The organism is Nonomuraea fuscirosea, from assembly GCF_003001935.1.
Taxonomy (GTDB): domain Bacteria; phylum Actinomycetota; class Actinomycetes; order Streptosporangiales; family Streptosporangiaceae; genus Nonomuraea; species Nonomuraea fuscirosea.
In genome coordinates, this window is sequence record NZ_PVNG01000033.1 from 1 (window position 1) to 26286 (window position 26286).

Below are 26286 nucleotides of genomic sequence, written 5' to 3' on the forward strand. Positions count from 1 at the left end.
TCAGATGACGCTGATGGTGGATCGCGCCGGTCAGGTGCTGACTCCGGCTGTGCGTGCGGAGTTGCGCGCCAGCCAGACCAGGTGATGTAGGTGTCGAATCCCACGTGGAACAGCGGCGGCTGGAACAGCGGCGGCTGGGAGCCGCCGCCTCCGCCGCCGTCGAGCTCCGACCCGGCCTCCCCGGTACGGCCCTACGCCGTGACCGGCGGACGGACGGCGCCGCGGGTCAAACTGGCGATGGAGGCCCTGGTGTCCTCGGCGACGGCCGAGCACCGGGAGTTCTCCCACATCACGCCCGAGTACAAAGCGATCAGCCAGCTCTGCCTCCAGGTGAGATCCGTGGCCGAGGTCTCGGCCCTGCTGCGGATCCCGCTCGGGGTGGTGCGCGTGCTGATCGCGGACATGGCGGCCGAGGGTCTGGTTCGGGTGCATCAACCGCAGCTGGAAGCGGGTAGGCCGGACGTCAACCTGCTGGAAAGGGTGCTAAGTGGACTTCGCAGGCTCTAGCCCCGGTCTGACCTCGACCAAGATCGTGGTCGCCGGCGGTTTCGGAGTGGGCAAGACGACGTTCGTCGGCGCGGTGTCGGAGATCATGCCGTTGACCACGGAGGCCGTCATGACCGATGCCTCCGCCGGGATCGACGATCTGGGCATGACGCCGCTGAAGTCGACCACGACCGTCGCCATGGACTTCGGCCGGGTCTCCCTGGATCGTGACCTGATCCTCTACCTGTTCGGCACGCCCGGGCAGCACCGGTTCTGGTTCATGTGGGACGACCTGGTACGCGGCGCCATCGGCGCGGTCGTGCTGGTCGACACCCGCCGCCTGGCCGACAGCTTCCCGGCCATCGACTATTTCGAAGAGGCGCAGCTCCCGTTCATCGTGGGGGTGAACGGGTGGGACGGCTCCTACCCGCACAGCGACTCCGAGGTGCGCGACGCCCTGACGCTGGCGCCGCACATCCCGATGGTGCGGCTCGACGCCCGCTCCAAGGACTCGGTCAAGAGCGCTCTGATCAACCTGGTCGAGCACGCGCTCACGGTCAGGATGGCCGTGCCAGGCTGGAGCGGCTAGCGGACCGGATAGGCTGGAGTCTTAGACGTACTTTCGCTTCGAGGACTGGCCAACCACGTGTTCGAGACGCTTTCCGACCGGCTGACATCGGTCTTCTCCTCCCTCCGATCCAAGGGGCGGCTGTCCGACGCCGACATCGACGCCACCACCCGCGAGATCCGCATCGCCCTGCTAGAGGCCGATGTCGCGTTGCCGGTGGTCAAGGCGTTCGTCGCCCAGGTCAAGGAGCGCGCCCGCGGTTCCGAGGTCTCCCAGGCGCTGAATCCGGCGCAGCAGGTCGTCAAGATCGTCAATGACGAGCTGATCGGGATCCTCGGCGGTGAGACCCGCAGGCTCCGCTTCGCCAAGACCCCGCCCACCGTCGTCATGCTGGCGGGCCTCCAGGGCGCGGGCAAGACGACCCTCGCGGGCAAGCTCGCCCGGTGGCTGCGCGAGCAGGGCCACGCGCCCATGCTGGTCGCCGCCGACCTGCAGCGGCCCAACGCCGTCCAGCAACTCCAGGTCGTGGGCGAGCGCGCCCAGGTCGCCGTCTACGCGCCCGAGCCGGGCAACGGCGTCGGCGACCCGATCGGGGTGGCCCGCCGCTCCATCGACGAGGCCCGCCGCCTGCAGCACGACATCGTCATCATCGACACCGCCGGCCGCCTGGGCATCGACCAGGAGATGATGAAGCAGGCCGCCGACATCCGCGACGCGGTCTCGCCCGACGAGGTCCTGTTCGTGGTCGACGCCATGATCGGCCAGGACGCCGTCACCACGGCGCAGGCGTTCATGGAGGGCGTCGGCTTCGACGGCGTCGTGCTGACCAAGCTCGACGGCGACGCCCGTGGCGGCGCCGCCCTGTCGGTCCGCCACATCACCGGCCGGCCGATCATGTTCGCCTCCACGGGCGAGAAGCTCGAGGACTTCGACGCTTTCCACCCCGACCGGATGGCCTCGCGCATCCTCGACATGGGTGACATCCTCACCCTGATCGAGCAGGCCCAGAAGACGTTCGACGAGGAGCAGGCGGCCAAGATGGCCGGCAAGCTCACCTCGGGCGAGAACTTCACGCTGGAGGACTTCCTCGAGCAGATGATGATGGTCCAGAAGATGGGGCCGATCAAAAACCTGCTCGGCATGATGCCCGGCATGGGGCAGATGCGCGACCAGATCAACTCCATCGACGACCGCGACCTCGACCGCATCGCGGCCATCATCCGCTCGATGACCCCCGGCGAACGCCAGGACCCCAAGATCATCAACGGCTCCCGCCGCGCCCGCATCGCCGCCGGCTCCGGCGTCACCGTCAGCGCCGTGAGCAACCTGATCACCCGCTTCTTCGAAGCCCAGAAGATGATGAAGCGGATGGCGGGCGGCATGGGCATCCCCGGCATGCCGGGGGGCCGCGGCAAGTCCGGCAAGGCCCAGAAGAAGGCCAAGAAGGGCCGTCGCGTCAGCGGCGACCCGCGCAAGGCCGCCCTCGGCAAGGCTCCCGCGGAACGCACGGAGGACGAGACGCCCAAGCAGGGCGGCGTGCTCGGCAACCTGGGCGGCAAGCTGCCTCCGGGGATGGAGCTGCCGCCCGGCTTCGACCCCTCCAAACTCCGCCTCCCCGGCCAGAAGTAACCCACCCGCCGCCCCGGGCACCTCGCTCGGGGCGGCGGACATTGGGGCCCGGCGACTCGCCATCCCGCGGCAAACCAGACCAAGCGATCACCGCTACTAGACCGCTCTGCGGGCTGCCAATGCTCCACGGGGCTGCCAACGCGCCACGGGGCTGCCAACGCGCCACGGGGCTGCCAACGCGCCACGGGGCTGCCAATGCTCCATGGGCCGTCACCACTCTGCGGGGTTGTCGCCGCTCCACAGGCCGTCACCACTCTGTGAGCCGCCACCTCGCCCGGGGCGTCTATGCGCGGCGAACTCGTTGCTCCACCACTCAGCCGGCACCCCCACTCGCACCCCCGACCTGGCCCGCCCGCGCGGCCGCCTTGCCCTGCCTGCACGCCCGCCCGGTTCGTCCGACCCACCGTCTCCACATCCGCCCCACCCGCACTCCCGTTGGACCAGTCCGGTCTCACCCGCCCGCGCACCCGCCCGCGCACCCGCCTGTGCGCACGCCTGCCCTACCATCCGGACCGTCACCTCCACTTGACCCTTCTTTGTCCCGGCCGGCGGTGCGGTCGCTCGCCGGTCGCCGGTTGGCGGTGAAGTGCCGTTTCCGGCCTGTACGGACTGCGGTGGGGGACATGGCCTTGGTAGGTCGGGCGCGGGGTCTGGGGGTGTGGTGGTTCTTGTCGTAGTTTTGCGGTGTGGTGTCGTCGACGAGTCGTGGGTAGTGCCGTCGATCTGGCACAATGACATGTTGGAACATCGTGACCAGGCGGGTGCCCTCTCACCTCCCGCAGGTCGCGCCTGTCCCTGGAGCGTCATCCCGTCGTGCCCCACTCGGCGAGGTGCCGTTCACCCACGCTCGAATGCAGGAGAGACCACACCCGTGGCAGTCAAGATCAAGCTCAAGCGGCTCGGCATGATCCGCAACGCTCAGTACCGCATCGTCGTCGCCGACAGCCGCACCAAGCGTGACGGCCGGGCGATCGAAGAGATCGGCCTGTACCACCCGAAGAACGACCCTTCGCGCATCGAGATCGACGCCGAGCGTGCCGCTTACTGGCTGGGTGTCGGCGCGCAGCCGACCGAGCCGGTGCTCAAGCTGCTCAAGCTCACCGGTGACTGGCAGAAGTTCAAGGGCGAGCCCGCCCCTGCGCCGCTCAAGGTCGCCGAGCCCGCGCCCGACCGTCACGCCCTCTACGAGGCCGCGGCCAAGGAGGCGCTGTCCGGTGGCGACACCGGCACGGCCGCCACCACGCCGAAGAAGGCCAAGAAGAAGGACGAGGCCGAGGCCCCCGCCGAGACCCCGGCCGAGGGCGAGGCCTGACGTGCTCGAGGAGGCTCTCGAGCACCTCGTCAAGGGCATCGTCGAACATCCTGACGATGTCCGGGTCCGCGCACGCCGCATTCGCAGCGGGCGCGTCCTGGAGGTCCGGGTGCACCCCGAGGACCTGGGTAAGGTCATCGGACGCGGCGGGCGCACCGCCAAGGCGCTGCGCACGGTCGTGAACGCCCTGGCCGACGGGAAGTACGTACGGGTCGACTTGCTCGATCTGCACGAAGCAGTCCGTTAGCGTCAGGTAGGTTTTCGCGCCCTCATCGGTCTCGTTCCGATGGGGGCGCTCCGCGTTGCTACAGAAAGCAGGTTCAGGTGCAGCTGGTCGTCGGCCGGATAGGCCGCCCGCACGGGATACGCGGTGACGTGACCGTGGAGGTGCGCACCGACGAACCGGAGCTGCGCTTCGCCGCCGGTACGGCGATCCGGACCGATCCGCCGGACCGGGGTCCGCTCGTCGTCGCGGCCCGCCGCTGGCACAAGGGCACGCTGCTGCTGTCTTTGGAAGGGGTCACCGACCGCGACACCGCCGAGGCGCTGCGCGGCACCATGCTGGTCATCGACTCGGACGAGGTGACGCCGTCCGACGACCCCGACGAGTTCCACGACCACCAGCTCATCGGGCTCGAGGTGGTGACCGTCGCGGGCGAGCCGGTCGGGCAGGTGGACGACGTGCTGCACCACGGCCAGGACCTGCTCGTGGTACGCCGCAAGGGCCAGGAGGACGCCCTCATCCCCTTCGCCCGGGCGCTGGTGCCCGAGGTCGACCTGGAGGCGGGCAGGCTGGTCGTCGATCCGCCTGAGGGGCTGCTGTGATGCGGCTCGACATCATCTCGATCTTTCCCGAGTACTTCGCGCCGCTCGACGTCTCGCTGATCGGCAAGGCGCGGGAGCGGGGCACGCTCGACGTACGCGTGCACCAGTTGCGCGACTGGGCGTACGACGTGCACAGGACCGTGGACGACACTCCTTACGGTGGGGGTCCGGGCATGGTCATGAAGCCGGAGGTGTGGGGCGAGGCCATCGACGCGGTCATCGGCGCGAGCGCGGTCCCCGGCGGAGCCCGGGGCGGAGGTCACGTTCAGGGCTCGGATGAGGACGAGGGGCGCGACGGGGGAGAGGCCCGCGCCACGCCGCAGGCTAGCGCGCCCGGGTCGGTCGTGCCACCTCCGGTCGCCCCGGGAACGGATGCCCCGGGAACGGTCGAGCCGGGAACGGTCGAGCCGGCAGGGGTCGAGCCGGGAACAGGCGCGTCGGCAACGGTCGCATCGGGAACGCCCGTCCTGCCGCGGATGATCGTCCCGACGCCGAGCGGCCGGCCGTTCAGTCAGGAGCTCGCGCAGGAGCTGGCGCAGGAGCCGTGGCTGCTGTTCGCCTGCGGGCGCTACGAGGGCATCGACTCGCGGGTCATGGAGGAGTACTCCGGGCGGCTGCGCGTGGACGAGGTCAGCATCGGCGACTATGTGCTGGCCGGCGGCGAGGTGGCGGTGCTGGTCATGGTGGAGGCGATCGGCAGGCTGCTGCCCGGCGTGCTCGGCAACGCCCAGTCGGTCGTGGACGACTCGTTCGCGCCCGGGTCCATGGAGAATCTGGTCGAAGGCCCGGTCTACACCAAGCCGCCGGTGTGGCGGGGGCGCGAGGTGCCCGCCGTTCTGCTGTCCGGACATCACGGAAATGTCGCCCGGTGGCGACGGGACGAAGCGATCCGGCGTACCGTACGAAATCGGCCTGAACTCGCGGCGGCGCTCGACCCCGCGAAGCTGGACAAGCACGACAGGAAGCTCCTCGACGAGCTGTCGTTTCGCGTCCGCCGGAAAGATGTGGCAAACTGAATCGCTGCCGACCATCCCGCGGTCGGTGTTGCGTGCCCGGGAATGAGCGACCCCGGGCCCCACGAGACAGCAAGCGTGTCCGCTTCCGTCGCCGCGCCCGACTCGGGTGTGGCCGGGTGGACCTCCGCGTGCCCGCGAAACTTTGAGGAATAGACTCTCATGCACACGAAGATCCAGGAGCTCGAGAAGGCGACCCTGCGCGGCGACGTGCCGGCTTTCCGCCCCGGTGACACCCTCGAGGTTCACGTACGCGTCGTCGAAGGCAACCGGTCCCGCGTCCAGGTGTTCAAGGGCTTCGTGCTGCGCAGGCAGGGCAGCGGCGCCCGCGAGACCTTCACGGTCCGCAAGGTCAGCTACGGCGTCGGCGTCGAGCGCACCTTCCCGGTGCACAGCCCGGTCATCGAGAAGATCGTGCTCGTGACCCGTGGCGACGTCCGCCGCGCCAAGCTCTACTACATGCGCGACCTGCGTGGTAAGGCCGCCCGTATCCGCGAGAAGCGTGAGACGACGGCCGCCAAGTAACCATGGCGTTTACCGATGGCCCGCGCATCGCGCGGGCCATTCGGCTTTACAGGGCCGTTTCCTTTATGTGGAGCGACTCGTGCGTGGGTGTAACGTCGGTCGAGGCTTGTCGAGCCTAGTCATCATCTAGGCTCGTCAGCGATGACTAGCGAGAGCCAGGAGCACGGCGCTGTGCGCCGCCCTGTCGAGGACGAGGTGGACGTGGTCGCCGAAGAGACTCAGCAGCCTGCCAAGGGCGAGAAGAATGAGAAGAAGGGGTCGTTCTGGAAAGAACTTCCTGTTCTCGTGGTAGTCGCCCTGGTGCTGGCCCTGATCATCAAGACGTTTGTGGTCCAGGCGTTCTATATTCCGTCGGAATCGATGGAGAACACCCTGCTGACAAATGACAGGGTCCTGGTCAACAAGCTCGTCTACCACACCCGTGACATCGAGCGCGGTGACGTGGTGGTGTTCTCGGGAGTCGATTCCTGGGACGGGGAGTTCGAGCTGGAGGAGCCGTCCAACCCCGTCGCGGCGTTCTTCCGCTGGGTCGGCACCGCGTTCGGCATCGTGCCCGGCGAGAAGGACTACATCAAGCGGGTCATCGGCGTCGGCGGCGACCACGTCAAGTGTTGCGACTCCAAGGGGCGCATCACGGTCAACGGCACACCCATCGAGGAAGAGAGTTATCTCTATCCGGGTGACGTGCCGTCCGACAAGTTCTTCGACATCACCGTGCCGCAGAACCGGCTGTGGGTGATGGGCGACCACCGTTCGGTCTCGCTCGACTCCCGCTCGCACACCGGCGATCCTGGCGGCGGCTCCATTCCCGTGGGGCAGGTCATCGGCAGGGCGTTCGTGATCGTCTGGCCGTTCGACCGGTTCTCCTCGATCGACATCCCCGACACCTTCGCGCAGCCCGCTCTCAACGCCCTCGGCGAACAGGTGCCGCTGGTCGCGGGGTTCGGGCTGGCCGTACCCTTGGTGCTGGTTCGTCGGCGCTTGCGGAAGAGGCGCTGATGGCCGTCACCAAGAAGGCGGAGGGCGTGGGCAAAGAGAAGAAGAAGGGCAGTTTCCGCGAGACTGTCCTGCTGCTCGTCATGGGCGTCGGCATCGCGCTGCTGCTGCAGGCCTTCGTGGTCGGCTCGTTCTACATCCCGTCGGAGTCGATGGAGAAGACGCTGCTGATCAACGATCGCGTCTTCGTCAACAAGCTCGCGGGCGCGCCCGATCGCGGCGACATCATCGTCTTCAAGGGATGGAACGGCGAGGACACGATCAAGAGGGTCATCGGTGTCGGCGGCGACAAGGTGGTGTGCTGCGACAAACAGAAGCGCATCACGGTCAACGGTACGGCCCTGGACGAGTCCTCCTACCTCTATCCCAACGATTTCGCTTCCGGCGATAAGTTCGACGTCACCGTGCCCGCAGGAAAGCTCTGGCTGATGGGCGACCACCGCAGCGCCTCGGCCGACTCCCGGTCCCACATGGAGGAGCCCGGAGGCGGTTTCATCTCGGTGGACGCGGTGATCGGCACGGCCGTGGTCCGCTACTGGCCGCTGTCGCGGGGCTATCTTTTCTCCCGTCCCGACATCTTCGACAAGGTCAAGTAGGCGCGGCTTCCGGTCGCGGATTGCGGCGAATGGGGCGTACGCTGCCTGTGTCATGACAGTTGCGTTCCGCCCTCGACCGAGCGTCGTCCGGCGAGATTCCGGACTCTACGCCTATGAGCGGGCGCTCGCTCGCCGCGGCCTCAGCCCGATCGCGGGCGTGGACGAGGCCGGCCGCGGCGCGTGCGCCGGGCCGCTGGTGGTCGCGGCCGTCATCCTGCGCAAGCAGGTCGACGGCCTGGCAGACTCCAAACTTCTCACCCCCCAGGTGCGCGAACGACTCTACGAGCAGATCATCCGCGTCTCCCATGTAGGCATAGTGATCATCCCGTCGGGGGAGATCGACGCCAAAGGTCTTCACAAGTGCAACGTTTCAGGAATGCGGCGAGCTGTCGCACAGTTGCCCTGTGACCCGGAGTACATCCTGACGGACGGCTTCCCGGTCCCGGGGCTACCGGCGCCGTCTCTGGCCGTGTGGAAGGGGGACCAGGTGGCCGCATGCGTGGCGGCGGCGTCGATCGTGGCCAAGGTGACTAGGGATCGCCTCATGGTCACGCTCGACGAGCGCTACCCGCTGTACGGCTTCGCCGAACACAAGGGGTATGTCACACCAGGACACCGGCTGGCGCTGGAAACGCATGGCCCGTGTCCTGATCACCGTTTCTCCTTCGTCACGGTGGCGAGGGGGATGGGTGAAAATGAAATGGGGGCCGGGGTTGCCTGACCAGGCGAACCGGGGGACCGGTACGACAGGAGGACCGCGATGAGCGCAGAGGATCTCGAAAAGTACGAAACCGAGATGGAGCTGCAGCTTTACCGCGAATACCGTGATGTCGTCGGTTTGTTCACGTACGTGGTGGAGACTGAACGGCGCTTCTATCTGACCAACTCGGTGGATCTCGACGTCCGTACCGCGGAGAACGGTGACGTCTTCTTCGACGTGAAGATGCAGGACGCCTGGGTGTGGGACATGTACCGGCCGGCGCGGTTCGTCAAGAACGTGCGGGTCGTGACATTCAAGGACGTGAACGTGGAGGAGCTCGCCAAGGCGGACCTGGAAATGCCCAAGGAGGGGTTCTCGGGGTAGGGGGCGCGTGGGAAGGCTGGGGGCCTGAGCCGGCGATGGACTCACGGCCCTGGGACGTACACGGCTACGGCCCGCTGACAAGGCCGTTCACTCCCACGCCTGCCGCGCCCGCACCTCAGGGCATGCCCGCCTGTCAGCAGTGCGGTCGCATCCATCTCAGGGCGCGCTCTCATCTCGGGCACGCCCGCATTTCACGAGACCGGCCGCATTTGAGGGGCCCTGGCCGCTCTCACCGTTCCAGGCGGTCGGGCCGGAAAGCTCTCACCCACGACCGCGTCATCCGAGCCGCGCTCGACCTCACGGAGGTCGCCTCTTCCCCTTGAGGTGGGCCCAGCACTTGCCTGGCCGCTCATCCCCTGCACGGCGGCCCTTGCTTTCAATAGAGCGCTCCCCCTTTCCACGAGATTACCGAGGGTGCCGCTCGCTCTTCCTGCGGGCGAACCCGGCGCCCTCCCGGATTCCCTCGCTCTTCCTGCGAGCGGCCCCTGCCGCTCTTCGCGGCCGTTCGGCCCTCTGGCAGGGAGGGTCCTGCACTTTCTGAGCTGCTTACGCTTCCCACGAGGTGGGCTCTGTGCTTCCCGCGAGGTGGGCTTCTTGCTTCACCGGGGCCGCTCGCCCTCATCGCGGCCTGTGATCTTGAGACGCTGACTCTAGGAGGATCACGGGAAGCACCCGCTTCCACGGGACCGAGAAGCAGCCACTCGGCGGGACATGGGAGATGGGGGCCCGCTCCCGCGTTATCCACAGGCTCTCCCCCTCCCTCCACCCCTATCCCCAGAACCCCGTTCGGCCCCTCATCCACCACCCCGCATCCGCGAAGGTCAGTGCGCAGACCCACCCGCACCACCCACCGGACGGAGCCGGCACATGACACCGGAGAGCAAGCAAGAGCTGGGCAAACGCGGCGAGCAGGTAGCGGTGACCTACCTGGAGGCCGAGGGGATGAAGGTGATCGAACGCAACTGGCGCTGCCGCCACGGCGAGATCGACATCATCGCGGAAGACGGCTCCAACCTCGTCGTGGTGGAGGTCAAAACCCGATCGAGCAGATCACACGGCTCCGCCCTGGAGTCGGTCAGCCCCGCCAAACTCGCCCGGCTGCGCATGCTCGCGGCCAAATGGCTGACCACGCGCACCGAAACGTACAAAGCGGTCAGGGTAGACGTGATCGCCCTCGAACGTTTCGCCGGTGATTTCGCACTGCGTCACGTGCGGGGGGCGATCTAGGTGGCCGTGGCCCGCACGCGCAGTGTGGCGCTGGTGGGCGTCACGGGCCGTACGGTGGAGGTCGAGGCCGACGTGGGCAACGGCCTGGCCGGCATCCACCTCATCGGCCTCCCCGACACCGCACTCAGCGAAGCCCGCGACCGGGTGAGATCAGCGATGGTCAACAGCAACTATCCCTGGCCGGACGCCCGCATCATCGTCAGCCTCTTCCCGGCCAGTCTCCCCAAGCGCGGATCGCAGTTCGACCTGGCCATCGCGATGGCCATCCTCGGCGCGGCCGGAGTGGTTCCCGCGGAACGGATCGCGGAGCCGTTCTTCCTCGGCGAGCTGGGCCTGGACGGCCGAATTAGGGCGGTACGCGGCGTGCTGCCCTCCGTCCTGGGCGCGGCCAAGCACGGAGACGTCACGGTCGTGGTCCCGGCGGCGAATTCCGCGGAGGCCGTCCTGGTGCCTGACGTGAAGGTGGTCCCCGTCGCGCACCTGCGGCAGCTCGTGGAGTGGCTGCGAAAGGGAGACGACCCGCCCAAACCAGAGACGGATGAGTGCCCGGAGCCACCCAAACCCGCCGCCAAGCCCGACAACATCGACCTGGCGGACGTCGTGGGCCAGCCGGTCGCCCGCCGAGCCCTCGAAGTCTGCGCGGCCGGCGGCCACAACCTCTGGATGCTCGGCCCGCCCGGCACCGGCAAGACCATGCTCGCGGAGCGCCTCCCCACCCTCCTGCCGAATCTGGAGCTCGACCATGCCCTGGAGGTCACGGCCATCCACTCGGTCGCCGGAGCCCTGCCATCCAGTGCCCCCATGATGAGCCGGCCACCGTTCGTCAGCCCGCACCACACGGCGACCTCCGCCGCGATCATCGGCGGCGGCAGCACGATCGTCCGCCCAGGAGCCGTCTCCCTGGCCCATCGCGGGGTGTTGTTCATGGACGAGGCGCCCGAGTTCCCGCGCCATGTCCTCGACGCGCTGAGACAGCCGCTCGAATCCGGCCGCGTGACCGTCTCCAGATCCGCCGGTTCGGTCACGTTCCCCGCCAGGTTCATGCTCATCCTGGCGGCGAACCCCTGCCCCTGCGCCCAGGCCGAAGACCAGGGAGGCACCTGCAGATGCACACCCATGACCCGCCGCCGTTACCTCGGCAGGCTCTCCGGCCCGCTGCTCGACCGCATAGACATGAAGGTCACGGTCGCGCGCTCGACCAGACGCGAGTTGCTGGCCGACCGTCAGTTCGTGGAGACCAGCGAGACGGTGGCCGAACGCGTCCTGGTGGCTCGTGAACGTGCCGCCAAACGTCTGGCCGGCACACCGTGGCGCTCGAACGCCGAGATCCCGTCCTCCGTCCTCCACGCCGACTACCGCCCGTCCGCCGAAGCGATGCACCCCATGACGTCCTGCCTCGACTCAGGCACCCTGACCGCCCGCGGCCTCGACCGCGTCGTCCGAGTCGCCTGGACCCTCGCCGACCTGGCCGACAAGGACGTCCCCAGCCAAGACGAAACCAACGCCGCCCTCAGCTTCTGGCTGGGCGTGGAGTCCTAACCTCCAGCACCAGCAAGGCTGAGCACGCCACCATCTCGCACGAGCAGCGCCGAAGACGCCGCCATCTCGCACGAGCGGTCCCAGAGACGCCGCGAGCCCGCATGAGCGAGCCCGGAGACGTCGCCATCTCGCACGGGCGGACCCGAAGGCGCCGCTATCTCGCACGAGCGGAGCCGCAGACGACGCCATCTCGGACACAAGCAGAGTTCCTAAGCCCTCGCCTCGCACGAGCAGGGCCGACGACGTCGCCATCGGACGCGGCCCCCTTACACACTCGCGACCGACGATTGCACCTGCCCACTCGTCGGTCCGAGTCAGCTCCACGACGTAGATCAAGTGACCGATCGAGAGAGCCCGCCGCAAGCAGCATCGATATGAAAGGTCAGGTCCAGGCTGAGACCAGTCCTAGTCGACACAACCGACGCCTGAACCGGGGCGGGGCACTCCACGCCGTCCCGGCGGGGCCAACGCGAGCCGTCAAAGCCATACACACCCCACCGCGCCATACACCTCCGACCAAGCCGAACCATTCACCGCGCAGCGACCATCCGAGCCCACGCCTGCACTTTGCACAGCGAACGACCGGACCCTCTACCTGCACTTCTGCGCAGCGATCGCCCGGAGTTCGTGCCCGCGCCTTGCGCAGTGACCGGCCGGAGCCCCTGCCTGCACTTCGCAGTGACCGGCCGGAGCTCCCGGCCGCACCGTGTACAGCTCACGACCGGGTGCCCCTGATCGCACCTTGCGCAGCGACCGGCCGGAACCCTGACTGCACTTCGCCTAGCGACCGGTCGAAGCCCCGACCTGTGCCCACCGCACGTCCTGTACCGCCCCGAACCGCAACCCGGAGCTTTGCCATGATCACCAAACGCCCAGCGCCACTCCAAGCTGCCACCCAGAACACGCCCCTCTCACCCCTGGCACGCACCGGACCTACGACGCCCCCCGAGCACTTCCGGCCCGTCACACGCATTACACCGGTCGCATCAGGTAGGGCGGCCGGACTCGGCAAGCCGGTCGGATTTGGCAGGCCGGTCACGTCCGGTAAGCCAGTCAGACCCGGTGCGCTAAGCATGTCCTGTATGCCGGTCGGACCCGGTGCGCTAATCAGGTCCTCTATGCCGGTCGGACCCGGTGTGCCAATCACGTCCGGTACGCCGGTCAGACCGGTTGCGCCCCTTCAACACCTCACAAACGTCATGCGTGCCAGCCCTGCGACTCCTGCGGCTGCCACTCCCACTCCCACAGGCGCGGCCATCACCGGACCGGTCACATCCACCGAGGGCGACCAAGTCCGGACAGAAGTCCTCTGCCGTATGAGGCCTGGAAGGAGACCAGACCCTGCAGCGAAGCCGGGACTAACAGGGAGGCCAAGCCTGTGATGGAGATCAGCATCGAGACAGCGTCGGAAAGCCGCGAGACAGCGAACCACGCGCAAACGCAGGACGACAGCGGCACAGCCGACAGCCGGACAGTCGACAGCGGGCCCTCGCACTCTCCCGGGCGGATCGAAACCAGGAGGGCTCCTACCACTTCGACTGTTCCTCCAGGGATCTACGGTTCCCTGGAAGCACCTGGCCCTTCCAGCCCTTACAACCCCTCCAGCCCTTCCAGCCCATCCAACCCCTTTAGCACCTCTAGGCCCTCTAGCCCGATTCGCTCGTCTAGCCCGTGCAGGCCCTCCAGCATCTCCAGGCCCTCCGGCACGTCCAGGACAGGGGAGGCGTCGACCGGCACCGGGACGCCTGCTACATACCCCGGCCGCCCAAATGGGACAGCCCTGACCGCCGAAGAGTCTGGATTGTCCAAGATCGACAGATTTTGTGAGTCCGATGAAACCTCGTCGGGGGACCAGGTAACACCGGGACCTTCCGAACATGCCGGAGCCCCTCAGAACGCCCTCACCGTCGCCGTCGCCGCAGAAGCGAGAGCCCCGAGCGACACAAATGAACATGTCGGCCCCGTCATCATCGCTGCAACAGCCCAAGGCGAGACCGAAGCCCGAGCCGCCCTCATGCGAGCCGCCGACGTAGGCGACCCCGTGATGGGCCGCCTGGTAGACCAGTACGGTGCCCAGCAGGCAGTGAGGGCGATCCGCTCCCGGACCCTGCCACCGGAGTTCACCGCCCGAGAAGCCGAGCAAGAACGCCCACCCGACCTCACGGCACGCCTGAACACCTGGTACGCCCGCCTGGCGGCCTCCAACCCCGCAGCGGATGTCGAGGTGGGGAAGAGTTTCGGAGCCAGGCTGATCATCCCGGGCGACTCGGAGTGGCCGACGCAGCTGGACCAGCTCGGAGCGGGCCGTCCCCTGGCGCTCTGGGCTCACGGCACCGCGGACCTCCGCTTCTCGTGCCTCAAATCGGTGGCCGTAGTAGGAGCCAGAGCCGCCACGTCATACGGTTCTCACGTCGCGGCGGAGTTCGGCGTCGGCTTGAGCGAGTCGGGCTGGACCGTCGTGTCAGGCGGAGCGTTCGGTGTGGACGGAGCCGCGCACAAGGGCGCGCTGGCCGCCGGTGCGCCGACGGTCGTGGTCCTCGCCTGTGGTGTGGACGTCTGCTATCCGAGCAGCCACGAGGCTTTGTTCGCGGCCGTCGGGCAGCAGGGGGTCCTGATCAGCGAGTGCCCGCCCGGCGTCCATCCGACCCGAGCCCGCTTCCTCATCAGGAACCGCCTGATAGCCGCCCTGTCGCGAGGCACGGTGGTCGTCGAAGCGGCTCTCCGCAGCGGCGCCCTCAACACGGCCACCCACGCCCTGACCCTCACCAGACACCTCGGCGCGGTGCCGGGGCCGATCACGTCGAGCATGTCCGCCGGCTGCCACAGACTCCTCCGCGAACGCAAGGCGGTGTGTGTCACCTCACCGGAGGACATGATCGAGCTCGTGGGCGTGCTGGGCGACGACCTGACACCACAGACGAGAGCTCCCGCTGTTCCCAGAGACAAGCTCAACGAGTCGACGAAACGAGTCCTGGACGCGGTACCCACCCGAGGCGGCGCAGGGCCGGCATCGATCGCGGTGGCGGCCGGGGTCGGCCTGGACACGGCGTTGAGCGCCTTGGGCGGCCTGGCCGCCGCGGGCTACGTCGAACGAAGCACCAAGGGCTGGCGCCTCCGCAAACAACAAACCGCGTACCGCAGAGCCCCCGACTCCAGCACCCTCGAACCACCCCCAGCCCCCGAGCCCGACCCCGCGGAATTCCCACCCTTCCCGGAGGACTTCCCGTAACCGCAGCAGGGTTGCCCCATCAACGAGGGCGATCACGTACGCACAACACCGAGTACCAGGTGAGGCCCAGGCAGTCCCGCGAACAGGAGGCTGAAGACCTGCGTCATCAGCGAAGGAAGCCTCGGCCGATGGCGTAGAAAACGGTGCAGGCGATGCAGGGCTGCCGGGACAGGCCAATTCCCCCCGGTGAAGGCGTGCGATCAACTCATACAACCCCGGCGCGCGACAACGGCATCACACGACGGGTTGCGCCGACGGAAGTGGCGCACCACTTTGCCCTGCTCACAAACATGGAGCTGTGAAATGGTGACGGCCACCGTTTGACCCTTGGAGGGCCCTGACGAGACCGGAGAGCAGAACGATGGCCGCAACAACAGTGTGGCTTCCGACTGGTCGCGGGTAAGGCAGAACGCACATCGGTGGCTCCTACTTTGTCGACCCCGTCAAGCGAGCATTTACGACGAAGATGGGGGAGGGTGAGTGGGTTTGGACGGGCCGGGGTGGCGAGGCGGACATGAGCGGGTTCGTGGTTTGGAGGTGGGAGGTGTGGTGGGTATGGGTGGGCGAGTGGCCGGAAGAGTGAGCGTCTTGAATGGCGGTGGGTGTGGCGTGCGGTGGACGTTCGAGGGGACGGACGCGGTCAGACCTTGATCGGAGAGTGATGTGGGCGTGGACGAGGTGGGCGTGGACAGGGAAGACGTGGTGATCGAGTTCGGGCGGTATTTGCGGCTTGAGCGTGATCTTTCGCCGCACACGGTCCGGGCGTACTTGACCGACGTCAACTCCCTGCTCGATCACACGCACGGGGTGCTGGAAGGGCTCGATATCGGGGCGCTGAGGGAGTGGCTGGCCGGGCAGCATGCGGCGGGAAAGGCGCGGGCCACGCTGGCGCGGAAGACGGCCTGCGCTCGTACCTTTACCGCGTACTGCCATCGCCGCGGCTGGTTGTCGACGGATCCGGGGCTGCTGCTGGGGAGCGCCAAGGCGCCCAGGCCGCTGCCCGCCGTACTCGATCAGCGGCAGGCGGAGGCAGCCCTGGATGCCACCCCCAGCGGAGACCCTAAGGAACTGCGCGATCAGGCGCTTCTTGAGTTGTTGTACGCCACGGGCGTGCGGGTGAGTGAACTTTGCGCGCTCGACGTTGACGATGTCGACCGTGAGCGGAACGTCGTCAGGGTGATGGGCAAAGGGCGCAAGGAGCGTACGGTGCCGTTCGGGCTTCCTGCTCTACGCGCGTTGGATCGGTGGTGCATCCATGGGCGGCCGTTGTGGATGAAGGCTGGAAGCGGGCCGGCCCTCTTCCTGGGAGTTCGGGGTGGGCGTATCGACGCGGGCACCGTACGGCGAGTGGTGCACGCGCGGCTGGCGCAAGTAGAGGGCGCGCCCGATCTGGGGCCGCATGGGTTGCGGCACAGTGCGGCGACGCATCTTCTTGAAGGCGGCGCAGACCTTCGCAGCGTGCAGGAACTGCTTGGGCACGCGTCCCTCAACACCACCCAGATCTACACGCATGTATCGATCGAACGGCTGCGGGCGGCGTATCGGCAGGCGCATCCTCGGGCTTGATCGATGGATCGGGCAGGGATGAGGGCGGGTAGATGTGCGTCCATACGACGTGGGTCCACGACTCGCGGGTCGAGGCGCGAGTAACGGCTACCGTCTCGCTTTGGCCAGTCTGCTCAAAGCAGCTGACGCGATGACGCGAGGTGCTCTCAGTCAGTGGGTGGCCGTTCTAATCTCACCAGCCCTTCGGTCGGCCGGTAGGGACGGGGTTGTAGAGGCGGCGAAGGGCCATCGATCGAGCGGGTGCTGGCTGTTGATGTCGCGCGGTTCGTCGGTCAGCTCGGAGGAAGGCGGCGTCGGGGAGCTGCATTTCGGCGGTGATGTCGTCCTTTACGGTGCTGACCTCGCGTCGGGCCGTGCTGAGGCGTTCTGACTTGGCGCTTGTTGCGTATGCGGTGTGTGCTGCGCAAGGCGGTGGCGAGCAGGAGGAGCACGGCTCCCACAAGTACGCCGACGCCGATTGTGGAGGCAGAGATCAGCTGGGTTGAGGCTGCGTACAGCAGGGATTGGATTGGGGATGTGGGGCGATGGCTGGCGGGTAGCGAGCCTTCTCCTGAGGTGGTAGCGCTTTTGTCGCCCTCCCCCTCGCTCTCGCTCTCCCCCTCGCTCTCGCTCTCGCTCTCGCTCTCCCCCTCGCTCTCGCTCTCGCTCTCGCTCTCGCTCTCGCTCTCGCTCTCGCTCTCGCTCTCGCTCTCGCTCTCGCTCTCGCTCTCGCTCTCGCTCTCGCTCTCGCTCTCGCTCTCGCTCTCGCTCTCGTCCTCGCTCTCGACGTAGCCGTCACTGATGCTGTCGCGGCCAGGGCCAGGGCCAGGGCCAAGATCAAGGCCAAGGTCAGCGCCGGACGTGGTGGCGATGGCGTTCGTGCTGGTGGCGTTCGTGGTCGCCGTTGTGGTGGTGCTGACGATCGCGGCGGTGGTCGTATCTGTGCTCACGGTCGCGCTGGCGCTGGTGCTGGTGGCGGCGGTTGCAATGATCTTGTCGGTGTCGGTGTCGGTGTCGGTGTCGGTGTCGGTGTCGGTGTCGGTGTCAGTGGTTGTGGTTGTGGTTGTGGTTGTGGCCAGCTTGGGCGGCCGGGTTCTGGAACGTCTCTGTGGTCGTACCGGGGGTGGTGTTCGCTGGGACGGTGGTGCGAATGAACGGGGCGAGTGCCATGGTCAGGAGGCTGATGCCTGGTGTCGCGGGGGATGAGGTCAGGAACAGGGTTGGTGGATCTATCGATGGCGGTTGGGTTGGGGTTCCGCGTGGGAAGGGCGGTGTTCCTACCTGTGGAATTGGGGTTGAGGGGTGTGCTGCGGATTGCGGGAGTGAGGCTGCCGAGGGGTGGAGCGGTGTTTGCGGGTGTGGGGGCGGGGCTGGTTTTGAGTGGGGGAGGGCGTTCGAGGGGGGTGCTGTAAGCGGGGAAAGCATGATGTGGGCTGGGGGTGGATGCTGGGGGTCATGTGTTCTGGTCGTGAATCGGGGCCAGAAAGGGAGGAGGCGGATGGGGGCTTGGCCTAGAAGGGCGAGAGGGTTGAGGTAGCGGGTGTCGCGGAGGAGGCCCCAGTGCAGGCATGACTCCGGGCAGTGGGTCTTCGAGTCTTCGAGGGTGCCGATCTTGGCACCTGCTGTGATGGGTTGGCCGCGGCGTACGGATGCTGTGACGGGAAGGTAGGTCGTACGGAGGCCGTCTGGATGGTCTATGGCGATCACGCCTTTTCCGGCGACTGGGCCGGCGAAGCGGATCGTGCCTGAGCCTGAGGCCATGACGGGGGCGGATACGGGGGCGGCCAGGTCGATGCCTCGGTGACCGGCGAGCCAAGGCTCTGGAGGTGGGGTGAAGCGGCGCACGAGCCTGGGGTGTCCGTCCAGAGGCCAGCGCCAGGGGGTCGGAGAGGCTCTGGCTGGGGGAGTGAGGATGGGGAGGATCAGGGTCGCGGAGATGAGTGTGGCCACGATGGCGGCTCTGATCAGTGCCGGTCTCGTTCGGGGGTGAGGGTGTGGTTGCGGATCAGCGTGCGCCAGCGGGCGAGAGGTGGAAGCCGGAGAGACGGGTGGGATGGGGCAGGTCGTGTTGACGTTCATGCGGGGAGTTTGGCGGGGTTGCCTTGGGTCGCGAGGTGGTGAACGTCGTTCTGTGGATAGAGGGCGCAGCGGAAGGGTGCCTGTGGATAACGCGGTTGCGGAATGGTGAGGGTGAGGCATGATGGGGACGCCTGCTGCGGGACGGTGGGTCGACTCGATCAAGTGGTTCGTGGGCTACACCTGATGACGCTGCGGTTACGTGGTCCGGGGACGATGGTTGGCGCCGTGCGGACGTAGAGGTGACGTCCAGATCCAGATGGTGCTCAGAGCGATGCCCGCGGCGCAGATGAGGATGACAGGGCGCAAGCCGATGAGTTCGGCGACCAGACCGCCGGCGAGGCCGCCCAAGGCCAGTACGCCTTGGACGGCGAAGGTCATGGTGGCGTTGACCCGGCCACGGAGCTCCGGGGACGTCTCCCGGAGGATGATCGCACCCATGCAAGTGGCGAAGGCGACGACGATGCCGCCGGTGATCGTGCCTGTCAGGACGAGGATCGAGATCTTCCACCAAAGAGAGCCGTTCAGCAGACCCACCGTGAGGATCTCCATGGGGAAGAAGATCACCGCGATGAGGAGGACGCGGTCCTCGCCATAGCGCTTGGACAGGCGGGCCGTTGCCCATGCGCCGAGCAGGCCGCCGGCGCCGCCCAGGGCGATGAGGACACCGATAAGGCTTTTGGGGATGTCAAGCGTGTTCAGCATGTAGAGCATGTAGACGGCCGTGTACGCCATGGCGAAGAAGTTGATCGTGACGCCTGCTCCCAGGAGCGCGCGGAGCATGGGATGGGTGACGCTGGCCTTCAGGCCTTCCCTGACGTCCTGCCACATGCCTCGCGAGGTCGTGGCGGTGTTCTTCTCCGGGGTTCGGATGGAGCGGAGCAGTAGGGCCGAGGTCAGGAACGACAGAGCTTCCGCCAGTACGGCCAAGGGTGCCGTGAGGAGCTGCACCAGGAGGCCTGCCAAGCCGGGACCGCTGACTGATGCGACGGAATACGAGGCGTGGAAGCCGGCCATCGCCTCGGTGCGCTGGGCCGTTGGGACTACGGCCGCGATGTGGGGGAAGTTCGCCGCTTTGAAGAGCACGCCGGCCGTACCGATCACGAGGGCCACGACGATCAGCCAGACGACGTTCAGTACGCCGAGCAACCAGGCGATCGGGATCGTGACTGCGGCTGCACATGAGACGAGTTCGCAAGCGATCATCATCGGGCGATGACGGGTGAGCCGGTCGGCGATGGCGCCCGACTGGAGGCCGAACGCGAGAGCGGGCACCGAGGCGGCGGCGGTCAACATGCCCATCTGGGATGGGGAAGCGGTCAACAGGGTGACAGCGGTCAGTGGGATGGCCAGCTTCGACACTTCTGAGCCGGTGATGGAGATCGTTCGGGCGGTCCACAGCAGGCGATAGTCGCGTTGCTTTCTCAAGGGGGTTGGCAGGGGAGCAATCTCAGCGGTGGTCGGAGGGCTGGGTCGGCTAATGCCTGCTTCTCCGGTCTCGGCGCATCCGGAAGCCGTGGCGGGGGGGTCGGTGAGGTCAGCGATGCTACTGGCCTCATGATGTCCAGGCTGATGCGAGTGGGGTTGGCGGGTAGGGGCGGCGTCGGCCAAACTGTGAAGGGAACGCTTCATGATTATGAAGATATCCCTTCACAGTTATGAAAGCAATGCTTCACGTCCGATATTGAGTACCGTTGGCACATGACGCGGCACGGTGAAGGGCTCAGTGATCCCAAAGCGATGAGGGCGCTGGCTCATCCGGCGAGGTTGATGATCCTCAACAGGCTGAATGTGGAGGGCAGCGCCACCGCCACCGAGGTGGCGGAGATCGCGGGGATCACTCCCAGCGCCGCCAGTTATCACCTGCGGATGCTGGCCAAGTACGGGTTCGTGGAGGACGCACCGCCGAGGGGGGATGGCAGGGAGCGGCTCTGGAAGGCGGTGGGCAAGCCGGTCAGCGTGGGGGTGCTGCCTGATGATCAGCCTGATGTCCGGGAGGCCAAGGTCACGTTGATCACGGCGTTCCGCCGGGAGGCCAATGAGGAGGCTGAACGGGCGCTGGCGAACATCGATCAGGAGCCCGAGGAGTGGCGTGATGCGACCCTGTTCGGTCGTTACCGGATCAGGGTCGATGCCGAGGAGCTTGCCCAGTTGAACCGGGAGATCGGGAAGTTGATCGAACCTTTCGTGGTGCAGCGCCGGCGTGAAGGGGTCGCACCGAAGGGGGCCCGAGTGGCTGAGGCTCAGGTCAATCTGTTCCCGGTGGTCGCTAGGGCGGTGCCGGGGCTGCCCACCGAAGACCATGGTGCGGCTGGAGGTAAGTGAGGTACGCGGCTTCGTGTGGGGTGTAAGGGGTGGGTGTGGGCTGTGGGTGTAAGAGGCGGGTGTGGGTGTAAGGGGTGGACGGTGCGCCTGGCTTCGGCAGAGCGTGGGGAATGCAGCGGGAATGGGTGAGTGTGGGCTTGATCCGCTTCAACGGGCATCCGAGATCAGGTGTGTTGCGACAAGCGCTAGAACCCGAGCGCCCGCTGGGTCCCTTTCAGATGCCGTTGACAAGGGGTTCGTCCGCGGAAGGGCGTCCATGACGGAGAGCATGGGAAGAAGGCGCGTCCTCGCCGTTCGTTCACGCCCGAGTTCAAGGCCGAGATCGTCGAGTTGTGCCTGCGTGGTGATCGCTCGGTTGGGCAGGTGGTCAAGGAGTTCGATCTGACCGAGACCGTGGTGCGGCAATGGGTGCGTCAGGCCGAGGTTGATGCCGGGCGGCGTGAGGGGCTGACCAGTAGCGAGCGGGAGGAGTTGGCGGCGCTGCGGCGGGAGACCCGGCGGCTGCGTGAGTATGTCGACGTTCTCAAGCGGGCGACGGTCTTCTTCGCCAAGGAGAACCGGTGAGCGTGCATCCGTTCATCGAGGCTAAGCGTTCATTGAGGCGAAGAAGCGTTCATTGCGACGAAGAGGCGTTCATTGAGGCGGAGAAGCAGGGCGGTCACGGCGTCAAGCGGGCGTGTGAGTTGCTGGGAGTCTCCCGTGCTGCCTTTGACGCACGCCGCGATGCCGCCCCTGGACCGCGCACGCCGCGATGCCGCCCCTGGACCGCGTGCTGTGCGGATGGCGAGCTGGCCGAATAGATCGCCCAGGTCCACGGGTGCTCCCCGGGACAGCAACGGCGCACCGCGGGTGTCTTCCACGGCGTCGTCCGGGATCTCGCGACGGTGGACGAGCGGAGCGCAGCTGCAGCGGGAGGGTGAGTGGCGCGGTCGGCGGCGGATGAGGTTGTTCCACTTTGACGACGCCAGGGTTGTGGGGTCAGGCAAGTGCGGCGGTCTCGTAGCGGCGGCGGGGGTTGATCGTCCGGGGGTGCTCGGAGAGGAGGGACGGGCTGAAAGTGGGGCGTTGACGGGTGGCTACCTGTGGTGATTGACGATCACATGTTGAGCGAGGGGCAAGCTGTCGCTTTCCGATTGTCCTGGTCGGAGTGACATTTCGTAAGAATTCGCTCTTTGGGCGGTTCGGCGCCGGGGTTCGCGGCAGTTCCGGGGCCCCGAGGCGTTCGATCACTGTCGACTGATCGCGAGGCGGTCGGCTGGCCGGGGGCGTGCCATAGCTGCGTGGTTCGCACGTCGGGGAACGGGGTTGGGTCGGTTGTTGGAGGAAGGTGAAGGTCTGTAGGTGGGGTCAGGCGTGCAGGGTGGGGCGGTAGATGAGTTCTTGGGTGTGGCTGTCGAGGGTTCTGCTCTCGATGAGTTCGAGGTCGAAGTCGGCCGCGCCTTGGAAGATCGGATCCAGTCCGGTCTGACCGGTGATCACTGGGAAGATGGTCACCTGGACGCGGTCGACCAGGCCGGCGGCCATCAGCGCCCGGTTCAGCGACAGGCTGCCGTGCGAGCGCAACGGCACCTCGGACTCCTCCTTCATCCGGGCGACGATGTCGACGGCGTCGCCGCTCACCAAGGTCGCGTCGCGCCAGTCGAGGGGGCCTTTCAGCGTGGTCGACACCACGGTCGCCGGCAGATTCGTCATGCGGGTCACCCAAGGGTCACGGACCTCGGACTCCTCGGTGCTCGTGGTCAGCATCTGTGTGAACGCCCGGAACGTGTTGGCCCCGAAGACCATCCGCTGCTCCTCCTCGTACAGGGAGAGGCGGTGGTCGAGCAGTTCGGGGCCTTGCTTGCCCCAGTAGCCGGTCCAGTCGCCACTGGCGGCACCGAAGCCGTCGAGGCTGGTCAAGACGTCGAAGGTGTAGGTGGCGGTCATGATGGCCTCCTGCGGCGTGGGTGGTCGGTGTATGAAGACAGACCGGCGACCTGGGTGAAACTCATCGATGTTGGAGTCGCGCTCTTGTGGAGTCGCGCTGTCGTGAAGTTGCTGGAGTCGTGCAGTTCGGTGGCTCGCCGAGCGGATTGGCCGGCTGGCGGGGTTGAGTGTGGTCGTCGGAGGTTGGACGTAGCGGGGGCGGTTTCTGCTGGGGAGGTGGGGCGGGTTGTTGGTCGGCGGCAAGACCGTTGGATAAGGGGGCTGGGCAGGTGAGGAGGCAAGGCTTGAGCGCGGACAGGTGGTTGTGAAGGTGCATGTGGTGGGGTTATGGCGGGCTGGAGAAAGGGGCGGAGAACGATGCGCCGGCCGGTGACCCAGCCGAGCATGCGGTGGATCGCCGTGGCCAGGAACTCCGCGGCCAGGTGGTCGGGGTCGTCTAGGCTGCGCAGGTCGATCTCGACGGCGACCAGTGGCGGACGCTCCGTCATCCGCAGCCGGGGCGCGCCGAGTTCGGCCTTCGGCCGCAGGCGGTGACGATCAAGGGTTTGATTGGGCCTCTGTAGGTTCTGCTTAGACGTGTTAGGGCGGGTGAGGTGGCTGGACTGTGGGCAGGGGTGAGGGTCCGCGTGGATGTGTGGATGCGTAGGTGCCTGGGCGGGTGGTGTGGGTCGTGTGGGCGGTGCCGGCGGTGCGGGTCCTGTGGGTGAGGTGAGTCGTGTGACTTGTGGCAGGTGAGCGTTGTGGATGAGGGGTGTAGTGGGCAATGCGGGTCGAGTGGGTGAGGTGTGAGTGAAGTGGGCGGTGGGGGTTGTGTGGCTGGGGGAGTCGTGTGGCTTGTGTGGCGAGATGGGGCGTTATGGGTGGGGTGGGACGGGTGGAGTGGAGGTGCGGTGCTGTGGGTTGAGGCGGTGTGTGTGGCCGTGTGGTGGGGTGGTCGTTGTGATTGGCGTGGGTGATTTGGGGCTGGTGGGGTTGATGAGTGGTGGTGTGGCGGAGGGGCGGAATGTCTGGTTGACCGCAGACGGTCAGCCTGGGGTGGTGTGGGAGGTAGACTTTTCGGTGGCCTGTGACCACAGGCCGACTTCGCATGCCCCATTGCGGACCGCGCCATCGGTCCGGGCCATGTGCCCGGCGGGAGCGGGTTCGGGGCATCAGGGCGGCAGACAACGTGCTGCTGCGGCATAACCGAGAACCGCGCCCATCCGCAGGGCGCCAAGACCTGGAGGACCAGAACATGGCCCCCGTCGTCACCATGCGACAGCTGCTCGAGAGTGGCGTTCACTTCGGGCACCAGACCCGGCGCTGGAACCCGAAGATGAAGCGCTTCATCTTCACCGAGCGCAACGGCATTTACATCATCGACCTGCAGAAGTCTCTGTCGTACATCGACCGGGCCTACGACTTCGTGAAGGAGACGGTCGCCCACGGCGGCACGATTCTCTTCATCGGCACGAAGAAGCAGGCTCAGGAGGCCATCTCCGAGCAGGCCGCGCGGGTCGGCATGCCGTACGTCAACCAGCGTTGGCTGGGTGGCATGCTCACCAACTTCTCCACCGTGCACAAGAGGCTGCAGCGTCTGAAGGAGCTCGAGGAGCTCGACTTCGACAACGTCGCGGCCTCGGGGCTCACCAAGAAGGAGCTCCTGATGCGCCGTCGCGAGAAGGACAAGCTCGAGCGTACGCTCGGCGGCATCCGTGACATGGGTCGCGTGCCCAGCGCGGTGTGGGTCGTCGACACCAAGAAGGAGCACATCGCGATCAGTGAGGCCAAGAAGCTTGGCATCCCTGTCGTCGCGATCCTCGACACCAACTGCGACCCCGACGAGGTCGACTACCCGATCCCGGGCAACGACGACGCCATCCGCGCCGTCGGTCTGCTGACCAGGGTCGTCGCCGACGGTGTCGCGGCCGGTCTGATGGCTCGCTCCGGCGCCGCTCGCGGTGACGAGAAGCCGGCCGCCGCCGAGCCGCTGGCCGAGTGGGAGCGCGAGCTCATCGAGCAGGGCACCCCTGAGCGTGCGGCTGACGAGGCCGCGCCGGCTGAGCCGGCTGCTCCTGAGGCGGCCGCCGAGGAGGCTCCCGCTGCTGAGGCCGCTGCTCCCGAGGCCGTTGCCGCCGAGGCTGCTCCGGCCGAGGAGGCTCCGGCTGAGGCCGCCGCCGAGGGCGAGAACGCGCAGCCGCAGGCCTGAGGCTGAGGCCGAAGCTGAGGCCTTGGTCAGGGCGGGGCACGACTTCTGACGTCCCCGCCCTCTTCGGGGCACGCATGCGGGTTGGCAGGCGAAAGCTTCCGGCCTCTTGGACGGACGGTTACCGGTCGGAAGGTCGGCAGGCGCCGGTCCGAGGCTGGGAGTGCCGGTCTGAGGTTGAGGCTGGGAGCGCCGGGCTGAGGCTGGAGTCCGCTAAGGCTGGATGTCAGCTAAGGCTGGATGTCGGCTGAGGGCCGGGCCAGGCCGGGTGTTGTGTCGGCTTGAGTTGGGCACCGGTCTAGCGCCGGGCGCTGGCTCAGGGGCGGACACTGGCCCAAGGTCAGGTGCTGGCTCAGGCCGGGACATCGACCCAAGGTCAAGTGTCGGCTTGAGGCCGGGACACCGGCTCAAGGTCAGGTGCCGGCTCAGGGGCGGACACCGGCCTAAGGTCAGGTGTCGGCTTGGAGTCGGGACATCAGTCCGAGGTCGGGTGCTGGCTTAGGGCCGGAACGTCGGCTTAGAGCCGGGTGCCGGCTTGGGGCAGGGAAACCCGCTCGGAGTCGGGTGCTGGCTCAAGGTCGGATGTCGGCTTAAGGCCGGAGTGCTGGCTCAAGGTGGGGCACATCGGCTCCGAGTCGGGTGCCGGCTTAGGGCGGGCACTGGCTTTCAGGGTCGGTGTCGGTTCAAGGCCGGTGCCGGTTCGAAGCTGGTGTCGGTACGAGGTCGGTGCCGGTTCGAAGCTGGTGTCGGTACGAGGTCGGTTGGCTCAGGTTCTGCCGCTGGTAGAGCCGGGTTGGCTGAGCTTGGCCGCGGCTGCCGAAGCTGAGGTTGGCTGAAGTACAGGTCGGCCAGGGCTGAGGGTGCTGAAGCTGAGCGACTGATGGTGGTCGGTTCGCGCAGGGTCTGCAGTCGGCCAGAGTAGGTCGGTGCAGGTTGTGCGGTCGGCTGAGGTTGGTTCGCGCACGTTCTGCGTGATCAGCCGCGGTCGGTCCTGCACGTTCTGTGTGATCGGCCGTGGTCGGTTCCGCATGGATGTGTGGTCGGCCGAGGTTGGTTGCGCACGATGTGTGGTCGGCCGAGGTTGGTTGCGCACGTTCTGTGTGGTCGGCCGTGGTTGGTCGCGCAGGTTCTGTGGCTGATGTGAGGCGGTGCTGAGCTGAGGTGGTAAGCCGAGGCGAGGCTGGGCAGTATGCCGAGCGA

At 67.1% G+C, this 26286-nt stretch carries 23 protein-coding genes and 2 pseudogenes; 22 read left to right on the forward strand and 3 right to left on the reverse strand.

Going from position 1 to position 26286, the window contains the following annotated elements:
- Positions 1-90: 90 nt before the first annotated feature.
- The 18 genes from B0I32_RS50370 (at position 91) to B0I32_RS60615 (ending at position 17780) form a co-directional block, all read left to right on the forward strand.
- Positions 91-507: a DUF742 domain-containing protein gene (locus B0I32_RS50370; RefSeq protein WP_393271781.1), complete on the forward strand. Its 417-nt coding sequence runs from the start codon at positions 91-93 to the stop codon at positions 505-507.
- A 7-nt stretch (positions 508-514) separates the two neighbouring features.
- A complete protein-coding gene (locus B0I32_RS50375) occupies positions 515-1075 on the forward strand; it encodes a GTP-binding protein (protein ID WP_106252091.1) in 561 nt (186 codons plus the stop codon).
- Positions 1076-1132: 57 nt separating this feature from the next.
- The gene (gene ffh / locus B0I32_RS50380; RefSeq protein ID WP_106251964.1) at positions 1133-2683 is read left to right on the forward strand and encodes a signal recognition particle protein; all 1551 of its coding nucleotides are present in this window, start codon (positions 1133-1135) and stop codon (positions 2681-2683) included.
- Positions 2684-3554: 871 nt separating this feature from the next.
- Complete coding sequence (gene rpsP / locus B0I32_RS50385; RefSeq protein ID WP_106251965.1) at positions 3555-3995, forward strand: 30S ribosomal protein S16; 441 nt, start codon at positions 3555-3557, stop codon at positions 3993-3995.
- Between the two features lies 1 nt (position 3996).
- Positions 3997-4242 carry an RNA-binding protein gene (locus B0I32_RS50390; protein ID WP_043634919.1) on the forward strand — a complete coding sequence of 82 codons (246 nt, stop codon included), beginning with the start codon at positions 3997-3999 and terminating at the stop codon, positions 4240-4242.
- 77 nt (positions 4243-4319) lie between these two features.
- Positions 4320-4820 carry a ribosome maturation factor RimM gene (gene rimM / locus B0I32_RS50395; RefSeq protein ID WP_106251967.1) on the forward strand — a complete coding sequence of 167 codons (501 nt, stop codon included), beginning with the start codon at positions 4320-4322 and terminating at the stop codon, positions 4818-4820.
- Positions 4820-5836, forward strand: a complete 1017-nt coding sequence (gene trmD / locus B0I32_RS50400; RefSeq protein ID WP_106251969.1) for a tRNA (guanosine(37)-N1)-methyltransferase TrmD — start codon at positions 4820-4822, stop codon at positions 5834-5836. Before rimM ends, trmD begins: the two co-directional genes overlap by 1 nt.
- Before the next feature lie 159 nt (positions 5837-5995).
- Positions 5996-6358, forward strand: coding sequence for a 50S ribosomal protein L19 (rplS, locus tag B0I32_RS50405; RefSeq protein ID WP_106251970.1), 363 nt, complete (start codon positions 5996-5998; stop codon positions 6356-6358).
- 141 nt (positions 6359-6499) lie between these two features.
- Positions 6500-7357, forward strand: a complete 858-nt coding sequence (lepB, locus tag B0I32_RS50410; protein ID WP_106251972.1) for a signal peptidase I — start codon at positions 6500-6502, stop codon at positions 7355-7357.
- A complete protein-coding gene (gene lepB / locus B0I32_RS50415; RefSeq protein WP_106251973.1) occupies positions 7357-7950 on the forward strand; it encodes a signal peptidase I in 594 nt (197 codons plus the stop codon). The genes lepB (B0I32_RS50410) and lepB (B0I32_RS50415) overlap by 1 nt, the downstream gene beginning before the upstream one ends.
- Before the next feature lie 52 nt (positions 7951-8002).
- Complete coding sequence (locus tag B0I32_RS50420) at positions 8003-8671, forward strand: ribonuclease HII (RefSeq protein WP_106251975.1); 669 nt, start codon at positions 8003-8005, stop codon at positions 8669-8671.
- A 39-nt stretch (positions 8672-8710) separates the two neighbouring features.
- On the forward strand, positions 8711-9034 hold the full coding sequence (locus B0I32_RS50425; protein WP_026215037.1) for a DUF2469 domain-containing protein: 324 nt from the start codon (positions 8711-8713) through the stop codon (positions 9032-9034).
- Positions 9035-9901: 867 nt separating this feature from the next.
- Positions 9902-10261 carry a YraN family protein gene (locus B0I32_RS50430; protein WP_106251976.1) on the forward strand — a complete coding sequence of 120 codons (360 nt, stop codon included), beginning with the start codon at positions 9902-9904 and terminating at the stop codon, positions 10259-10261.
- On the forward strand, positions 10262-11800 hold the full coding sequence (locus B0I32_RS50435) for a YifB family Mg chelatase-like AAA ATPase (RefSeq protein WP_106251978.1): 1539 nt from the start codon (positions 10262-10264) through the stop codon (positions 11798-11800). It begins immediately after the preceding gene.
- A gap of 2044 nt (positions 11801-13844) precedes the next feature.
- Complete coding sequence (gene dprA, locus B0I32_RS50440; protein WP_106252094.1) at positions 13845-15029, forward strand: DNA-processing protein DprA; 1185 nt, start codon at positions 13845-13847, stop codon at positions 15027-15029.
- 669 nt (positions 15030-15698) lie between these two features.
- Positions 15699-16595, forward strand: a complete 897-nt coding sequence (locus B0I32_RS50445; RefSeq protein WP_106252096.1) for a tyrosine recombinase XerC — start codon at positions 15699-15701, stop codon at positions 16593-16595.
- A gap of 396 nt (positions 16596-16991) precedes the next feature.
- Positions 16992-17366, forward strand: a complete 375-nt coding sequence (locus B0I32_RS58440) for a hypothetical protein (RefSeq protein ID WP_181308685.1) — start codon at positions 16992-16994, stop codon at positions 17364-17366.
- A gap of 78 nt (positions 17367-17444) precedes the next feature.
- Positions 17445-17780 (forward strand): hypothetical protein, encoded by a 336-nt coding sequence (locus tag B0I32_RS60615; protein ID WP_245956649.1) that lies wholly within the window; start codon positions 17445-17447, stop codon positions 17778-17780.
- A 330-nt stretch (positions 17781-18110) separates the two neighbouring features.
- Here the strand turns inward: B0I32_RS60615 and B0I32_RS61895 are convergent.
- Both B0I32_RS61895 and B0I32_RS50460 read right to left on the reverse strand, forming a co-directional pair.
- Positions 18111-18773 (reverse strand): annotated as a pseudogene (locus B0I32_RS61895) (M23 family metallopeptidase); the annotation flags it as partial.
- A 75-nt stretch (positions 18774-18848) separates the two neighbouring features.
- Positions 18849-20078 carry an MFS transporter gene (locus tag B0I32_RS50460; RefSeq protein ID WP_245956650.1) on the reverse strand — a complete coding sequence of 410 codons (1230 nt, stop codon included), beginning with the start codon at positions 20076-20078 and terminating at the stop codon, positions 18849-18851.
- Between the two features lie 273 nt (positions 20079-20351).
- Here B0I32_RS50460 and B0I32_RS50465 point away from each other — a divergent pair, with 273 nt between their 5' ends.
- The 3 genes and pseudogenes from B0I32_RS50465 to B0I32_RS57045 all read left to right on the forward strand — a co-directional run bounded on the left by B0I32_RS50465 (position 20352) and on the right by B0I32_RS57045 (position 21775).
- A complete protein-coding gene (locus B0I32_RS50465; RefSeq protein WP_106251985.1) occupies positions 20352-20975 on the forward strand; it encodes a helix-turn-helix domain-containing protein in 624 nt (207 codons plus the stop codon).
- Between the two features lie 300 nt (positions 20976-21275).
- Positions 21276-21539 (forward strand): annotated as a pseudogene (locus tag B0I32_RS50470) (transposase); the annotation flags it as partial.
- Entirely contained in the window at positions 21536-21775 is a 240-nt protein-coding gene (locus B0I32_RS57045) for a hypothetical protein (protein ID WP_146178620.1), read from the forward strand. The pseudogene B0I32_RS50470 and the gene B0I32_RS57045, both read left to right, overlap by 4 nt.
- 547 nt (positions 21776-22322) lie before the next feature.
- Here the strand turns inward: B0I32_RS57045 and B0I32_RS50475 are convergent.
- On the reverse strand, positions 22323-22901 hold the full coding sequence (locus tag B0I32_RS50475; RefSeq protein ID WP_106251988.1) for a dihydrofolate reductase family protein: 579 nt from the start codon (positions 22899-22901) through the stop codon (positions 22323-22325).
- Between the two features lie 1234 nt (positions 22902-24135).
- Here B0I32_RS50475 and rpsB point away from each other — a divergent pair.
- Positions 24136-25089, forward strand: coding sequence for a 30S ribosomal protein S2 (gene rpsB, locus B0I32_RS50480; RefSeq protein WP_106251990.1), 954 nt, complete (start codon positions 24136-24138; stop codon positions 25087-25089).
- Positions 25090-26286 lie beyond the last annotated feature (1197 nt).

Excerpts from the sequence above, each read along its gene's own strand:
- trmD (WP_106251969.1), top strand. The coding sequence starts at position 4,820 with ATGCGGCTCGACATCATCTCGATCTTTCCCGAGTACTTCGCGCCGCTC.
- rplS (WP_106251970.1), top strand. The coding sequence starts at position 5,996 with ATGCACACGAAGATCCAGGAGCTCGAGAAGGCGACCCTGCGCGGCGAC.
- lepB (WP_106251972.1), top strand. The coding sequence starts at position 6,500 with ATGACTAGCGAGAGCCAGGAGCACGGCGCTGTGCGCCGCCCTGTCGAG.
- lepB (WP_106251973.1), top strand. The coding sequence starts at position 7,357 with ATGGCCGTCACCAAGAAGGCGGAGGGCGTGGGCAAAGAGAAGAAGAAG.
- B0I32_RS50420 (WP_106251975.1), top strand. The coding sequence starts at position 8,003 with ATGACAGTTGCGTTCCGCCCTCGACCGAGCGTCGTCCGGCGAGATTCC.
- B0I32_RS50425 (WP_026215037.1), top strand. The coding sequence starts at position 8,711 with ATGAGCGCAGAGGATCTCGAAAAGTACGAAACCGAGATGGAGCTGCAG.
- B0I32_RS50430 (WP_106251976.1), top strand. The coding sequence starts at position 9,902 with ATGACACCGGAGAGCAAGCAAGAGCTGGGCAAACGCGGCGAGCAGGTA.
- dprA (WP_106252094.1), top strand. The coding sequence starts at position 13,845 with ATGGGCCGCCTGGTAGACCAGTACGGTGCCCAGCAGGCAGTGAGGGCG.
- B0I32_RS60615 (WP_245956649.1), top strand. The coding sequence starts at position 17,445 with ATGGCGTTCGTGCTGGTGGCGTTCGTGGTCGCCGTTGTGGTGGTGCTG.
- B0I32_RS50465 (WP_106251985.1), top strand. The coding sequence starts at position 20,352 with ATGACGCGGCACGGTGAAGGGCTCAGTGATCCCAAAGCGATGAGGGCG.
- B0I32_RS50475 (WP_106251988.1), bottom strand. The coding sequence starts at position 22,901 with ATGACCGCCACCTACACCTTCGACGTCTTGACCAGCCTCGACGGCTTC.
- rpsB (WP_106251990.1), top strand. The coding sequence starts at position 24,136 with ATGGCCCCCGTCGTCACCATGCGACAGCTGCTCGAGAGTGGCGTTCAC.